The organism is Kitasatospora sp. NPDC057738 (assembly GCF_042798815.1).
Lineage (GTDB): Bacteria > Actinomycetota > Actinomycetes > Streptomycetales > Streptomycetaceae > Kitasatospora > Kitasatospora lactacystinica.
In genome coordinates, this window is the sequence record NZ_JBHVJT010000001.1 from 228,170 (window position 1) to 242,044 (window position 13,875).

Below are 13,875 nucleotides of genomic sequence, written 5' to 3' on the forward strand. Positions count from 1 at the left end.
ACGCGGCACTCACACGCTCACACGCAGCGGAGTCGGCCCGGTGGGCCCGCTCTCGACGGAACGGCCGCAGACGAGGAGCCCCGCACATGCCGCGACAGGACACCCAGGGCCCGACCCGCCCCGGCCCTCCCCCGACGGCCGTGTGCGTGGGCGAGTCGATGGCCGTCCTGCTGCCGGACCGCCCGGGCCCGCTGGAGTCGGTGGAGAGCTTCCGGCTCTCGGTCGGCGGAGCGGAGTCCAACGTGGCGGGCGCACTGGCCGCCCACGGCGTGCCGACCGCCTGGATCAGCCGGGTCGGCGACGACGGCTTCGGCCGCCGGCTGCTCGCCGAGGTGGCCGCCCGCGGCGTGGACGTCTCGGCGGTCGCGGTCGACCCGCACCGCCCGACCGGCCTCTACCTCAAGGAGGTCGGCGGAAGCACCGGCGACCGCCACGACCTCGGGCCCGGCCGCAGCCGGCTGCACTACCACCGGCGCGGCTCCGCGGCCGCCGCGCTCTCCCCCGACCTGCTCGCCGAGCCGGCCGCCGCCGCCCTGCTGACCGGCGCCCGGCTGCTGCACCTGTCCGGGATCACGGCCGCGCTCTCAGACGACTGCCTCGCCCTGCTGCGCGCCCTGCTCGCCGACCGCCGGCCGCACCGCCTGGTCAGCTTCGACCTCAACTGGCGCCCCTCGCTCTGGCGCGAGCGCGACCCGGCCGTGCTGCCGCCGCTACTGGACGCCGCCGACCTGCTGCTGCTCGGCGCCGACGAGGCCGCCGCCGCCTTCGGCACCGGCGACCCGGCCGCCCTGCGCCGCCGCTTCCCCGCCCCGGCCACCCTCGTGGTCAAGGACGCCGCCCGCCAGGTGACCGCCCTGGAACGGGACGGCACGGCGGTCACCGAGCCGGCCCTCGCGGTCGAGGTGGTCGAGGCGACCGGCGCGGGCGACGCCTTCGCGGCCGGCTACCTGGCCGGCACCGTCCGGGGCCTGGACCAGCGGCGCCGGCTGCGGCTCGGCCACCTGAGCGCCGCCTGCGCGCTGACCGCCCACGGCGACCAGGCCGAACTGCCGGACGCCGCCGTGGTGGCCGCGCTGCTCGACGCCTCGCCCGCCCAGTGGGCCGCCACCCGGGTCACCGCGGAGGGCATCACCGGCCCGGCCCTGCCCGCCGACGGCGCGCGCCCCGCCGACCGCACACCGTCCGCCGGACCGCCGCCGGCCGCCGACCGGGCCCGGGCACAATGAGCGGGAACCCCGGCCCTCGAAGCGGAGCACGATGAGTCAGACCGTCACCCGCGCCCTGCGCATCCTCGCCGAGCTCGGCGAGGGCGAGCGTTCCCTCGACCAGCTCGCCGAGGTGCTCGGCGTCCACAAGACGACCGTCCTCCGACTGCTCCAGAGCCTCGAAGAGGAACGATTCGTCTATCGCGACGCGAGCTACCGCTACCACCTGGGCGCCGGCCTCTTCGCACTCTCCGGCCTGGCCCTGGAGCAGCGCGGCGTGCGCCGGATCGCCGCCCCGCACCTGGCCGAGCTGAACGCCGCCACCGGCCAGACCGTGCACCTGGCCGCCTACGAGGGCGGCGAGGTGGTCTACATCGACAAGTTCGACTCCCGCCACCCGGTGCGGATGTACTCCCGGATCGGCCTGCGCGCCGCCCTGCACAGCGCCGCCGTCTCCAAGGTGCTGCTCGCCGACCTGCCGCTGCCCGAGCGGCGCCGGGTGGTGGCCGGGATCGACTTCACCCCGCACACCGCGCGCACCCTGACCACCCCCGAGGCCCTGCTCGCCGAGCTGGAGAAGGTCGCCGCCCAGGGCTGGGCGCAGGACCACGCCGAGCACGAGGCCTTCATCAACTGCGTGGCCGCACCCGTCCGGGACGCCAGCGGCCGGGTGGTGGCCGCCGCCTCGATCTCCGTCCCGGACGTCGTCCTGCCGTACGAGCAGGTGCTGGACCTGCTCCCGCAGCTGCTCGCCACCACCCGCGCCGTCTCGGCCGACTGCGGCCGCCCCGACCACAACTGACGAACCGTCGACACAGTTAAGGAATCCGAATCCCATGACCTCCGAGCACCTCCGGAACGGCGAGAAGACCGAGATCCGCACCGACGGCGCCCCCGCTCCCGCCTGGATGTTCTCCCAGGGCGTCCGCAAGGGTCCGATCCTCCAGGTCTCCGGCCAGGGCCCGCAGGACCCGGCCACCGGCGAGTACCTGCACCACGGCGACGTGAAGGCGCAGACCCGCCGCACCCTGGAGAACGTCAAGGCCATCGTCGAGGCCGGCGGCGCCACCGTCGAGGACGTGGTGATGTTCCGCGTCTACCTGACCAAGCGCGCCGACTTCCCGCTGATGAACGAGGTCTACGCCGAGTTCATCGACGAGAACATCAAGCCCGGCGGCGTGAAGCCGTGCCGCACCACCGTCTTCGTCGAGCTGCCGCAGGAGCCGATGCTGGTCGAGATCGACGCCCAGGCCGTCGTCGGCTGACGCACCGCCGCACCGAGGGGCCCGGACGCCGCAGTCGCGTCCGGGCCCCTCGCCCGTCCGGCGGCCTGCTTGCCACGCCTCCACCCGCACATTAGGTTAGGCTCACCTAACTAACTGGAGGTCCGTCCATGAGCCTGCCCACCGGCGACACCGAGGTCCCCGAGCCCACCACCGCCGAACGGATCCACAGCCTGCTCAGCACGACCTCCTCGCTCACCGTCCGCGCCCTCGGCGAGCACCACCACCTGAACACCCCGGTCTCAGTGCACGGCTCCCGGCTGCGCCTGCGCACCGCCCTGGACGACCCGCTCACCACGGCCGCCATCGGCGCCGCCGACGGTCTCGCCGTCGTCCTCGACGTCACCGACATCGCCCCCGTCGCCGTCCGCGACCGGGTCCGCGCCCGCCTCACCCTGGCCGGCCGGCTCCACCTGGCCCACCTCGCCGACGACGGCCTCGGCGTGCACCTGCGGGTGGACGTCGCCCACGCCGTCCTCGCCACCCCGTACGGCACCGGCGCGATCACCGCCGCCGACCTCGCGCTCGCCGGCCCCGACCCGCTGGCCCGGCACGAGGCCGCGCTGCTCACCCACTTCGCCGACGACCACGCCGAGGCGCTCGACGTCCTGACCCGGCTGCTCGACCCGGCCGTGCTCACCCACGACCCCGAGGTCCGCCCGCTCGCCCTGGACCGCCACGGCCTGGTGCTGCGCCTGGACCACCCGCACGGCCACCGCGACGTCCGCCTGGTCTTCCCCGAACCGGCCCGGGACACCGAGGACTTCGGCCACCGGATGCACGCGCTGCTGGCCGCCGCCCAGTACGGCCTGCCGGTCCACCGGCGCTGAACCCGGCGCACCGCGAGCGCCGGCCGGTGACCGCTCGACCGCGCCCCCAGCACCACCCGCCCGTTCACCGCTCGACCGCGTCCTCCAGCACCACCCGCCCGATCCGCGCGTACAGCTCCGGCCGCCAACGGCGCACCGCCAGCGCCAGCCCGACCCCGCCCGCGAACACCCCGATCACCAGGTACGGGATCAGCCGGAACAGCAGCGTGTGCGCCGCCGCCCCGGCCGCGGCGTCCTTGTTGAGCACCAGCAGCACCACCACCCCGGCCATCGCCACCCCGCCCACCAGCGGTGCGACCAGCGTCCGGAACCAGTTCGCGGTCTCCGGGTGCCGCCCCCGCACGTGGAAGTACCCGACCACGGCGAAGGAGCAGAGCGTCTGCACGACCAGGATCGCCATCGTCCCGAGCAGCGCCAGCAGCGTGTACAGGTGCGCGTACGGGTCCATCCCGGCCGCCAGGAACCCCGCCACCAGCCCCACCGCGATCACCGACTGCACCACCGAGGCGACGTGCGGCGAACCGTGCCGCGCATGGGTGCGGCCGAGCGCCGGGTGCAGCAGCCCCTCCCGGCCGATCGCGTACAGGTACCGGGCCGCGCACTGGTGGAAGGCCATCGCGCAGGCGAACGAGCCGGTGACGACCAGCCATTGGAACACCTTCACCGCCCAGGCCCCCAGGTGCGCGCCGAGCGGGTCGAAGAACAGGCTGTTGCCGTCCTTGCCCGGCACGGCGCCGCTCGCCACCGCGACCGCCCGCCCGACGCCGTTGCCGGACACGATCATCCAGGACACGAAGACGTAGAGCAGCCCGACGCCGATCACCGACACCAGCGTCGCCCGCGGCACCACCCGCTTGGGGTCGCGGGACTCCTCGCCGTACATCGCGGTGGACTCGAATCCCACCCAGGACCAGAACGCGAAGAACAGGCCGAGCCCGGCCGCCGCCGCGCCCGAACCACCCACCCCCCTCAGCGCGTTCAGCGGGTTCACGGCCCCGACCACGATCCCGTCCGGCCCGCCGCCGGAGAACAGCACCGCGAACGAGACCGCCCCCAGCACCCCGATCTCCAGCACCAGCGCGACCCCGAGCACCTTGGCCGTCAGGTGCAGGTCGAACCAGGCCATCACCCCGATCACCGTCGCCCCGAACAGCGCGTACCAGCCCCAGCCCAGGTCCACCCCCAGCTGCGAACGGACCAGTCCGCGCAGCGAGTACGCGAAGAAGCCGAGGGCCGAGGCCTCGGTGACGACGTACGCCAGCACCGCGAGCAGCCCCGAGGCCATCCCGACCACCCGGCCCAGCCCGTGCGAGACGTAGCCGTAGAACGCGCCGGCCGCGGTGATGTGCCGGGCCATCGCCACGTACCCGACCGAGAACACCGTCAGCACCACGGTCGCCACGACGTACGCGGCGGGCGCGCCGGCGCCGTTGCCCTGCCCGACGATGATCGGCAGGTTGCCCGTCATCGCGGTGATCGGGGCGGCGGTGGCGAGCGCCATGAACACCACGCCGACCAGGCCGACCGAGTCCGCCTTCAGCCGGTCGACGCCGCCCGTCCCCGGCCGCTCCCGCCCGGCCTTCTCCCCCGCCACGTCCCCGCTCCGGACCGCCATCCGGCCTCCTCGCCTCCCGGACCCGCCCGACCGCCGGACCGGCCGGACGCTGACCGTCCGACAGCATGGCGCGCCGGAGCAGCCCCGCGATCGGGCCGACGGCCCTCCGGAGCAGTCGGGTTGACGCCGCGTTCGACCGGTCGAACGACGCTCCGGAACCCGCCGGACGGCCGGGGCACGACCGGACGGGCCCGGAAACGGCAGCGGCCGGCCCGGCCGTACGAGGAGGTCCTCGTGCGGCCGGGCCGGCCTGGGCGTGTCCCGCGCCCATGTCCGCCGTGCGGCGATCACCCGGTCGAGCGGTCACCCGACATGACCATCCCGGAGGATCGATTCGCCCCGCAGCAGCGGTGGTTCCGAAAACCCTCGGCGCTCAGCGGCCCCGGATCAGAGCGCGACGCCGTGCGCGCGCAGGTAGGCGACCGGGTTGATGTCCGAGCCGTACTCCGAGCCGTTGCGGATCTCGAAGTGCAGGTGCGGGCCGGTCACGTTGCCGGTGGCGCCGGAGAGGCCGATCTGCTGGCCGGCGGTGACGGCCTGACCGATCCTCACGCCGATCGAGGAGAGGTGCGCGTACTCGGCGTAGTGACCGTCGGCGAGCTTGATCTCGACCTCGTTGCCGTAGGCGCCGCCGTTGCCGGCCTTGACCACGACGCCGTTGGCGACGGCGCGCAGCGGGGTGCCGGTGGAGGCGACGAAGTCCTGGCCGGTGTGGTGGCCGGAGGCCCACATCGAGCCGGCCACGCCGTAGGCGGTGCCGAGCCTCGGGTTGGCCAGCGGGGCGACGAAGCCGGAGGTGGCGGCGGCGACCGGAGTGGCGGTCACGACCGCAGCCGGAGCGGCGACCTGCAGCTGGGTCTGGAGCTGGGCGGACGGCTTGGCGGCCTCGGTCTTCACCTGGACCTGGGCCTGCGGCTTGGCGGCCTGGGTCGCCGGGGCGGCCGGCTGGGCGGGCTTCGCCGGGGCGGCCGGCTTGGCCGGGGCGGCGTCGGCGGCCGGCGCGGCGGCGTGGCCCGACAGCGCGAGCTGCTGGCCCGGGAAGATCAGGTTCGGGTCGGCACCGACGACCGAGCGGTTCTGCTCGTACAGCGCGTGCCAGCCGCCCTCGACGTTCTTGGCGTCGGCGATCTTGGACAGGGTGTCTCCGCTGACGACGCGGTAGCTCTCCTGCGCGGCCGGGGTGGCCGGGGCAGCGGCCGGCGCGGCCGGCTTGGCGTCCGTGGAGGCGGCGGCCTGCGCGGCCGGGGCGGCCGGAACGGTGTGGGCCTGGGCGCTCACCGCGGTGACGAGCGGGAGGGCGAAGGAGACACCGGTGACGGCGGTCGCGATGCCGATACGGGCGGCGCGGGGCAGGGCGATACGACGAGCCTGAGCAGGCATGGAATTTTCCTCTCCGACGCCTGCGAGGTGAGCTGTCGGGTTCGGGCTGGAGTTGCCCGGCCGCATGCGCGGCTTCACCCCTAGCCGGTCCTGGACGCCCGCGCCCTGAGGCGCGAACTCCGGTCCGGCGACTTACCTGTGGGTCCCCCGCTCCTGCCGTACAGAGTTCGTTTCGAACCACCGGGCAGCGGCAGGACTCGGCGTTCCACCCGGTGGATCCGTCCGGACTGGCCGGGCGGTCGCTGAACTAAAACCCATCCGTTCGGGTGAAGCAATGTCGATCTCTTGAAAGGGCAACCATCTCCCCCGTTCCGGTGACCCTCCGCAGACCGGACCCCACGGTGCGTACACAACCCATTCACCCCCCGCCACTGATCCACGACCCTGCGCCGAGATCGGCGACGGAACGCAGCCACCCGTTCACGCACCGCCGACCGTCAACACACCCACCGGTGACCCTTGTCACGTGCGCCCCGGCAGCGCAGGATTCGCCCGTGGCCACCTCCGAGGCCGGCACCCTGCGCCTGGGCACCGCGCAGGGTCGCTGGGTACTACTGGCGACCGTGCTCGGCTCGAGCATGGCGATGCTCGACGGCACCGTCGTGAACGTCGCCCTGCCCCGGATCGGCGCCGACCTCGGCGCCTCCCTGGCGTCCCTGCAATGGACTCTGAACGCCTATCTGCTCACCCTGGCGGGCCTGATCCTGCTCGGCGGCGCGCTCGGCGACCGGTACGGGCGGCGCAAGGTCTTCCTGATCGGCGTGGTCTGGTTCGCCATCGCCTCCGCGGCCTGCGCCGCGGCGCCGAACATCCACGTGCTGATCGCCGCCCGCGCCGTCCAGGGCATCGGCGGGGCGCTGCTCACCCCCGGCTCGCTCGCCATGCTCCAGGCCGTCTTCCACCCCGACGACCGCTCGGCCGCGGTCGGGCTCTGGTCCGGCCTCGGCGGGGTGTCCGCCGCGATCGGCCCCTTCCTCGGCGGCTGGCTGGTGGACGGCCCCGGCTGGCGCTGGATCTTCCTGCTGAACCTGCCGCTCGCCGCCGCCGTGATCGCGGTGACCACCCGGTCGGTGCCGGAGACCCGGGACGAGGCCGCCACCGGCCGCTTCGACGTGCTCGGCGCCGTGCTCGCCGCCCTCGCGCTCGGCGCGATCACCTACGCGCTGACCGCGGCCGGCGAGGGCCTGTCCCCGGCGGTCTGGGTCAGCGGGGTGATCGGGGTGGCGCTCGGCGTCGCCTTCGTGGCCGTCGAGCGCCGCGCCCCCGAACCGATGCTGCCGCTCGGGCTGTTCTCCTCCCGGCTGTTCACCGCGGTGAACCTGGTCACCCTGTGCGTGTACGCGGCGTTCAGCGGCGTCTTCTTCCTGCTGGTGGTGCAGCTCCAGATCGTGTCCGGGTTCTCGCCGCTGGTGTCGGGCTTCGCCCTGGTGCCGATCACCGTGCTGATGCTGGCGCTGTCCGCGCGCGCCGGGCGCCTCGGCAAACGGATCGGCCCGCGCGTCCCGCTGACCGTCGGCCCCCTGCTGTGCGCCGCCGGGGTGCTGCTGATGCTGCGCATCGGCCCCGGCTCCTCGTACTGGGTGGACGTGCTGCCCGCCGTCACGGTGCTGGGCTGCGGGATGACGCTGCTGGTCGCGCCGCTGACGGCGACCGTGCTGGCCGCCGTCGAGGTCCGGCACGCCGGCATCGCCAGCGGGGTCAACAACGCCGCCGCCCGCGCGGCCGGCCTGCTCGCGGTGGCCGCCCTGCCGGCGCTGGCCGGGCTGAGCGGCGACGCCTACCGGGTGCCCTCCGCGGTCGACTCCGCCTTCCACACCGCGATGCTGATCTGCGCGGGCCTCCTGGTGGCCGGCGGGCTGATCGCGGCCGCGACCGTACGGGGCAATGTGCTCGCCCCCGAGGAGCAGCCGGTGGCCGAGCCGAACTGCGACTGGCCGTGCGGACCCACCACCCCGCCGCTCGACCCCGGCCACGTCCCCACGACGAGCGAGGGCCCCGCCACCGGTCCGGCGGCAGGGCCCTCGACTCTGAACTGACCGAACGTCAGAGGATGTCGGCCGGCGCGTACTTGGCGGCCTCCGGGTAGGCGGCCGCGACGGCCTCCACCTGGCGGACGACCTCGGCGACCTGGGCACCGGCCGCGCCGGTGAAGGACAGCCGGTCGGCCAGCAGCGCGTCCAGCGCGGCCCGGTCCAGCGGGATCCGCTCGTCGGCGGCCAGCCGGTCCAGCAGCTCGTTCTCCCGGGCGCCCGCGCGCATCGCCAGCGCGGAGGCGACGGCGTGCTCCTTGATGACCTCGTGCCCGGTCTCCCGGCCGACGCCCGCGCGCACCGCGCCCATCAGCACCTTCGTGGTGGCGAGGAACGGCAGGTAGCGGTCCAGCTCGGCCTCGATCACGGCGGGGAAGGCGCCGAACTCGTCGAGGACGGTCAGGAAGGTCTCCAGCAGGCCGTCGAAGGCGAAGAACGCGTCCGGCAGCGCGACCCGGCGCACCACCGAGCAGGAGACGTCGCCCTCGTTCCACTGGTCGCCGGCCAGCTCGCCGGTCATCGAGGCGTAGCCGCGCAGGATGACGGCCAGGCCGTTGACGCGCTCGCAGGAGCGGGTGTTCATCTTGTGGGGCATCGCGGAGGAGCCGACCTGGCCCTCCTTGAAGCCCTCCGTGACCAGCTCGTGGCCGGCCATCAGGCGGATGGTCTTGGCCAGGCTGGACGGCGCGGCGGCCAGCTGGACGAGGGCGGTGAGCACCTCGAAGTCCAGCGAGCGCGGGTAGACCTGGCCGACGCTGGTCAGCACGTTCTCGAAGCCGAGGTGCCCGGCGACCCGGCGCTCCAGCTCGGCCAGCTTGTCGGTGTCGCCGCCGAGCAGGTCCAGCATGTCCTGGGCGGTGCCGACCGGGCCCTTGATCCCGCGCAGCGGGTAGCGGGCGATCAGCTCCTCCAGGCGGCGGAAGGCGACCAGCAGCTCGTCGGTGATCGACGCGAACCGCTTGCCCAGGGTGGTGGCCTGCGCGGCCACGTTGTGCGAGCGGCCGGCCATGACCAGCTCGGAGTGCTGGGCGGACAGCTTGGCCAGACGCACCAGGACGGCCACCGTGCGGTCGCGCACGTGCTCCAGGGACTGGCGGATCTGGAGCTGCTCGACGTTCTCGGTCAGGTCCCGGGAGGTCATTCCCTTGTGGATCTGCTCGTGCCCGGCGAGGTCGCTGAACTCCTCGATCCGGGCCTTGACGTCGTGGCGGGTGACCCGCTCACGGGCGGCGATCGAGCCGAGGTCGACCTGGTCGATCACCCGCTCGTAGTCGGCGACGGCGGTGGCCGGCACCTCGACGCCGAGGTCCTGCTGGGCCTTCAGGACGGCGAGCCACAGGTGGCGCTCGAGGACCACCTTGTGCTCGGGGGACCACAGCTGGGCCAGGGTCGCCGAGGCGTACCGGGAGGCCAGGACATTGGGGATCTGGGGCTTCGCGCTCACGCTTCGCAAGAGTAACAGCCGAGGTCACGCCGAACGTCGGCGGCCGGGGTAGGCTGGGTCAATTGAGCGCCTTTCAGATGGCGCACCGCAACCTTCTCACCGCAAGGATACCACACCGATGAGCGAACATCCAGTGGTCCCGGGAAACCCCGGCGACGCCCTCGCCGCGGCCCTGCGCACCGAGCAGGCCCGCCTCACCCGGCTCTACTCCCGGCTCGACACGGTGCGCGAACGGGCCCGCCGCACCGCCGACGGCGCCCACGACGGAGCCGCCCCCGGCGGCACCCACCAGGCCCGGCTGGAACGCGAGGTGCGCGCCCGCGAGGCCGCCCGCCACGCGGCCCGGCTGGACGCGGTCGAACGCGGCCTGTGCTTCGGCCGCCTCGACGAGCGCGACGGCACCGTCCACTACATCGGCCGCACCGGCCTGACCGACGACGCGTACGAACCGCTGCTGCTCGACTGGCGCACCCCGGCCGCCCGCCCCTTCTACACCGCGACCCCCGCCCGTCCGGGCCCGGTCGTGCGCCGCCGCCACCTGCACACCCGGGGCCGCACCCTCACCGGGCTGGACGACGAGGCGCTCGACCTCGCCGGGCTGGACGAGTCCGGCCGGCGCGGCCTGGTCGGCGAGGCCGCACTGCTCGCCGCCCTCGGCCGCGAGCGCACCGGCCGGATGGGCACCGCCGTCGCCACCATCCAGGCCGAGCAGGACCGGGTGATCCGCTCCCCGCTGCCCGGCGCCCTGGTGGTCCAGGGCGGCCCCGGCACCGGCAAGACGCTGGCCGCCCTGCACCGCGCCGCCTACCTGCTGTTCACCCACCGCACCGCACTGGAGCGCCGGGGCGTGCTGGTGATCGGCCCCAACCCCGGCTTCCTGCGGTACATCGACCAGGTGCTGCCCGCCCTCGGCGAGACCGAGGTGGTGCTGCGCACCGTCGGCGAGCTCCTCCCCGGCGTCACCGCCACCCGCACCGACGCGCCGGCCGCCGCCCTGGCCAAGGGCGGCCCCTGGATGGCCGGGGTGCTCCGCCGCGCCCTGGCCGCCCACCAGACGGCCCCCGCCGACGGCCTGGACCTCGGCGACGGGCTGCGGGTCTCCGCCCGGACCTGCGCCGAGGCCCGGGACGCCGCCCGAGGCCTGCGGCTGCCGCACAATCGGGCCCGCGGCTTCTACCTGAGCACCCTGCTCGACGCCCTCGCCATCGCCCAGGCGCTCACCCTCGGCCGCCCGTACGACGACGAGGAGGCCCACTACGCCCCGCGCGAGCTGTGGGAACGGCCGGACGTCCGCGCCGCGCTCGACCCGCTCTGGCCCCGGCTCACCGCCCTGCAACTGATCGAACGACTGCTCACCGACCGGGAGTTGCTCACCGAGACGGCCCCCGACCAGGCATCCGCCCTGCTCCGCCCGCCCGGCTCGGACTGGACGGTCGAGGACGTCCCACTGCTCGACGAGGCCGCCGAACTCCTCGGCACGACACGGGAATCCGCCCCGACCGACGACGACCCGGACGAACTCGCCTTCGCCCAGGGCGTGCTGACCATCACCGGGCAGACCGACGACGCCCTGCTGGACTCCGCCGCCCTCGCCGAGCGCTTCCGTGACAACGGCCCGTACCGCTCCACCGCCGAACGCGCCGCCGCCGACCGCACCTGGGCGTACGGCCACGTCGTCGTGGACGAGGCGCAGGAGCTGTCCGCGATGGCCTGGCGCGCCGTCCTGCGGCGCGTCCCGACCAGCTCGCTCACCATCGTGGGAGACCTCGCCCAGACCGGATCGCCCGCCGGCGCCCGCGGTTGGGCCGACATGCTCGACCCGCACCTGCCCGGCCGCTGGCGCGAGGAACGGCTGAGCGTCAACTACCGCACGCCGGAGCCCGTCATGGCCCTCGCCACCGCCGTGCTGCGCACCGCCCTGCCCGACCACCGGCCGCCCGAGTCCATCCGCCCGGGCACCGAGCGGCCCCGCGCCGTCCCCGTCCCGGACGGCGACTTCGCCGCGGCGCTCACCCGGCTGCCCGGCGGCCCGGGCACCCTGGGCGTGATCGCCCCGGACACCCTGGCGGCCGAGCTGGACGCGCTCACCGTCGCGGACGCCAAGGGGCTGGAGTTCGACGCGGTGGTCGTCGTCGAGCCGGCCGGACTCGCCCCGCGCGACCTCTACGTCGCCCTGACCCGGACCACCCGCTCACTCACCCTGCTCCACCACCGGCCGCTGCCACCGGAACTCGCCGGGCTGCTCTGACCGGGACGGCGCGCGGGCGGCGCGGGCGGCGCGTTCTCTTCTGCGCGCGCTACTGCGCGCCGCCCGTACGGCCGGCCAGCACCGGCAGCACCTGCGCGCAGATGGAGTGCAGCGCGATCCGCTGCTCGTCGTCCATCGCCTCGAAGGCCTGGTGGGTCCGGGCCATCTCGCCGCGGATCCGGTTGAGGATCTCCCGGCCCTCGGCCGTGATCACCACGATCTTCACCCGGCGGTCACCGGCCGCCGCCTCCCGGTTGGCCAGACCCAGCGACTCCAGCCGGTCCACGATCCCGGTGACGTTCGACGCGTCACAGCCCAGCCGCCCGGCCAGCGCCCGCATCGGCACCGGCTCCTGCACCGCGCCCAGCGCCTTGGCCTGCGAGGAGGAGAGCCCGTGCCGGGCCGCGGCCGCCGCGAAGTCCTGGAAGTACGCGGCACCGACGGCGGCCAACGCCTCCATCAACTCGGCGTTGGTCGGTACGGTCGTCGTCGCTGTCGAACCCATGGGGCCAGCGTACGGCCAGGTGCTTCAGTATCTCAAGCTTTGACCAGGGCAACCGTCGACGAACCGCCCCGGCCCCCGGTGTCAGAGCACCAGCTGGTCGAACAACCGCCGCAGCTCCGCCTCCGGATCCGCGGTCAGCCCGGTGTGCACGGGCCCCGGCTGGACGATCGCACTGCGCGGCGCGGTCAGCCAGCGGAACCGCTGCCCGGGGCTGTCCCCCGCCGCCGGACCGGCCTGCGGCCCGCCGTGGCAGACCGCCTCGATCCCGTGCAGCGCCCGCCGCACGCCCTGGACGTCCGCCACCGGGTCCAGCGCCAGCAGCCGGGCCTGGTCCAGATGGGTACGGGCCGCCAGGTGCGAGCTCTGCCGGCAGTACAGCAGCACCCCGACGTTGACGCACTCGCCGCGCTCGACCCTCGGCACCGCGCGGATCACGGCGTACTCGTAGTCGTGCAGTTCGACGGTGGCCGGCAGCGCGGACAGCGCGGGCTCGGTCATGCGGGCACCTCCGGCAGCCAGTCGCGCGGACCGGCCAGTCGCTCGGTCAGCTGGGCACGGTACGCGGCGCGCACCTCGTCGGGCGAGTCGAAGCCGAACTCGTCCACCAGCCAGACCTCGGGGATCTGCGCCACCGCGCCCTCGATCGCCGCCTCGGCGAGCGGCGCGAGCGCCTTGTCGGCCGCCGCCAGGTCCGGCCGGGCCCCCAGCAGCGCGTGGTCGGAGGCGTCGTACGGACGGCGGACCCAGGAGGCGGCGCCCGGCCAGTTGTGGTGGAAGATCAGGCTCGCGCCGTGGTCGATCAGCCGCAGCCCACCGGTGGCCACCAACAGGTTGGGATTGCGCCAGGAGCGGTCGACGTTGCCGATCAGCGCGTCGAACCAGAGCACCTGCCCGGCGAGCTCCGGCTCCACCTCGAAGCAGAGCGGGTCGAAGTTGAGCGCGCCGCTGACGAAGGCCATCCCGAGGTTGGTCCCGCCGCTGGCCCGCATCTGGTCCTGGACCTGGTGGTCCGGCTCGCTGCGCGCGAGCACCGGGTCCAGGTCGACCGTCACCAGCTCCGGCACCGGCAGCCCGAGCCGCCGACCGAGTTCCCCGGCCAGCACCTCCGCGACCAACGCCTTGCGGCCCTGCGCCGCACCGACCCATTTCAGCGCGTACAGCCGCCGATCGTCGGCCTCGACCAGGCCCGGCATCGAGCCGCCTTCTCGCAGTGGCGTCACGTACCGGATCGCCGTCACCTCGGGTAGCACGGCCGACAGCCTATCGGTGTCACCGCCCCACCCGCTCCGCCCCCGCCACCGCGCCGCCCCTCTCCCCCACCCGCCCCGCTGCTCC

12 protein-coding genes and 1 riboswitch are annotated in these 13,875 nt (G+C 74.5%); of the genes, 6 read left to right on the forward strand and 6 right to left on the reverse strand.

What is annotated here, in order from left to right:
* The first annotated feature begins 86 nt into the window (after positions 1-86).
* From ACFVGO_RS00970 to ACFVGO_RS00985, 4 genes are all read left to right on the forward strand, one after another.
* A complete protein-coding gene (locus ACFVGO_RS00970) occupies positions 87-1,226 on the forward strand; it encodes a sugar kinase (RefSeq protein WP_380630485.1) in 1,140 nt (379 codons plus the stop codon).
* Between the two features lie 31 nt (positions 1,227-1,257).
* On the forward strand, positions 1,258-2,007 hold the full coding sequence (locus ACFVGO_RS00975; RefSeq protein ID WP_359907796.1) for an IclR family transcriptional regulator: 750 nt from the start codon (positions 1,258-1,260) through the stop codon (positions 2,005-2,007).
* A gap of 34 nt (positions 2,008-2,041) precedes the next feature.
* A complete protein-coding gene (locus ACFVGO_RS00980) occupies positions 2,042-2,470 on the forward strand; it encodes a RidA family protein (RefSeq protein ID WP_359907799.1) in 429 nt (142 codons plus the stop codon).
* Between the two features lie 128 nt (positions 2,471-2,598).
* Positions 2,599-3,318, forward strand: coding sequence for a DUF2470 domain-containing protein (locus tag ACFVGO_RS00985; RefSeq protein ID WP_359907802.1), 720 nt, complete (start codon positions 2,599-2,601; stop codon positions 3,316-3,318).
* A gap of 64 nt (positions 3,319-3,382) precedes the next feature.
* Here ACFVGO_RS00985 and ACFVGO_RS00990 read toward each other — a convergent pair whose 3' ends face one another.
* Both ACFVGO_RS00990 and ACFVGO_RS00995 read right to left on the reverse strand, forming a co-directional pair.
* On the reverse strand, positions 3,383-4,933 hold the full coding sequence (locus ACFVGO_RS00990; RefSeq protein WP_380630487.1) for an APC family permease: 1,551 nt from the start codon (positions 4,931-4,933) through the stop codon (positions 3,383-3,385).
* Between the two features lie 387 nt (positions 4,934-5,320).
* On the reverse strand, positions 5,321-6,313 hold the full coding sequence (locus ACFVGO_RS00995; RefSeq protein WP_380352358.1) for a peptidoglycan DD-metalloendopeptidase family protein: 993 nt from the start codon (positions 6,311-6,313) through the stop codon (positions 5,321-5,323).
* Positions 6,314-6,315: 2 nt separating this feature from the next.
* Positions 6,316-6,516: riboswitch (cyclic di-AMP (ydaO/yuaA leader) on the reverse strand.
* Positions 6,517-6,807: 291 nt separating this feature from the next.
* Between ACFVGO_RS00995 and ACFVGO_RS01000 the strand changes: the two genes are divergently transcribed.
* Positions 6,808-8,349, forward strand: coding sequence for an MFS transporter (locus tag ACFVGO_RS01000; protein WP_380630489.1), 1,542 nt, complete (start codon positions 6,808-6,810; stop codon positions 8,347-8,349).
* A gap of 7 nt (positions 8,350-8,356) precedes the next feature.
* Here ACFVGO_RS01000 and purB read toward each other — a convergent pair whose 3' ends face one another.
* Positions 8,357-9,796, reverse strand: a complete 1,440-nt coding sequence (purB, locus tag ACFVGO_RS01005) for an adenylosuccinate lyase (protein ID WP_359907812.1) — start codon at positions 9,794-9,796, stop codon at positions 8,357-8,359.
* Positions 9,797-9,905: 109 nt separating this feature from the next.
* Between purB and ACFVGO_RS01010 the strand changes: the two genes are divergently transcribed.
* A complete protein-coding gene (locus tag ACFVGO_RS01010; RefSeq protein WP_380630491.1) occupies positions 9,906-12,035 on the forward strand; it encodes a HelD family protein in 2,130 nt (709 codons plus the stop codon).
* 49 nt (positions 12,036-12,084) lie between these two features.
* Here ACFVGO_RS01010 and ACFVGO_RS01015 read toward each other — a convergent pair whose 3' ends face one another.
* The 3 genes from ACFVGO_RS01015 to ACFVGO_RS01025 all read right to left on the reverse strand — a co-directional run bounded on the left by ACFVGO_RS01015 (position 12,085) and on the right by ACFVGO_RS01025 (position 13,790).
* Entirely contained in the window at positions 12,085-12,540 is a 456-nt protein-coding gene (locus ACFVGO_RS01015; protein WP_359907818.1) for a MarR family transcriptional regulator, read from the reverse strand.
* An 81-nt stretch (positions 12,541-12,621) separates the two neighbouring features.
* Entirely contained in the window at positions 12,622-13,038 is a 417-nt protein-coding gene (locus tag ACFVGO_RS01020; RefSeq protein WP_359907821.1) for a DUF3037 domain-containing protein, read from the reverse strand.
* Positions 13,035-13,790 carry a HipA family kinase gene (locus ACFVGO_RS01025; protein ID WP_380630495.1) on the reverse strand — a complete coding sequence of 252 codons (756 nt, stop codon included), beginning with the start codon at positions 13,788-13,790 and terminating at the stop codon, positions 13,035-13,037. The genes ACFVGO_RS01020 and ACFVGO_RS01025 overlap by 4 nt, the downstream gene beginning before the upstream one ends.
* Positions 13,791-13,875 lie beyond the last annotated feature (85 nt).

Bases quoted from the DNA above. Each gene is read 5' to 3' on its own strand.
- ACFVGO_RS01015 (WP_359907818.1), bottom strand. From the start codon at position 12,540: ATGGGTTCGACAGCGACGACGACCGTACCGACCAACGCCGAGTTGATG.
- ACFVGO_RS00970 (WP_380630485.1), top strand. From the start codon at position 87: ATGCCGCGACAGGACACCCAGGGCCCGACCCGCCCCGGCCCTCCCCCG.
- ACFVGO_RS01010 (WP_380630491.1), top strand. From the start codon at position 9,906: ATGAGCGAACATCCAGTGGTCCCGGGAAACCCCGGCGACGCCCTCGCC.
- ACFVGO_RS01020 (WP_359907821.1), bottom strand. From the start codon at position 13,038: ATGACCGAGCCCGCGCTGTCCGCGCTGCCGGCCACCGTCGAACTGCAC.
- ACFVGO_RS00980 (WP_359907799.1), top strand. From the start codon at position 2,042: ATGACCTCCGAGCACCTCCGGAACGGCGAGAAGACCGAGATCCGCACC.
- ACFVGO_RS00975 (WP_359907796.1), top strand. From the start codon at position 1,258: ATGAGTCAGACCGTCACCCGCGCCCTGCGCATCCTCGCCGAGCTCGGC.
- ACFVGO_RS00990 (WP_380630487.1), bottom strand. From the start codon at position 4,933: ATGGCGGTCCGGAGCGGGGACGTGGCGGGGGAGAAGGCCGGGCGGGAG.
- ACFVGO_RS00995 (WP_380352358.1), bottom strand. From the start codon at position 6,313: ATGCCTGCTCAGGCTCGTCGTATCGCCCTGCCCCGCGCCGCCCGTATC.
- ACFVGO_RS00985 (WP_359907802.1), top strand. From the start codon at position 2,599: ATGAGCCTGCCCACCGGCGACACCGAGGTCCCCGAGCCCACCACCGCC.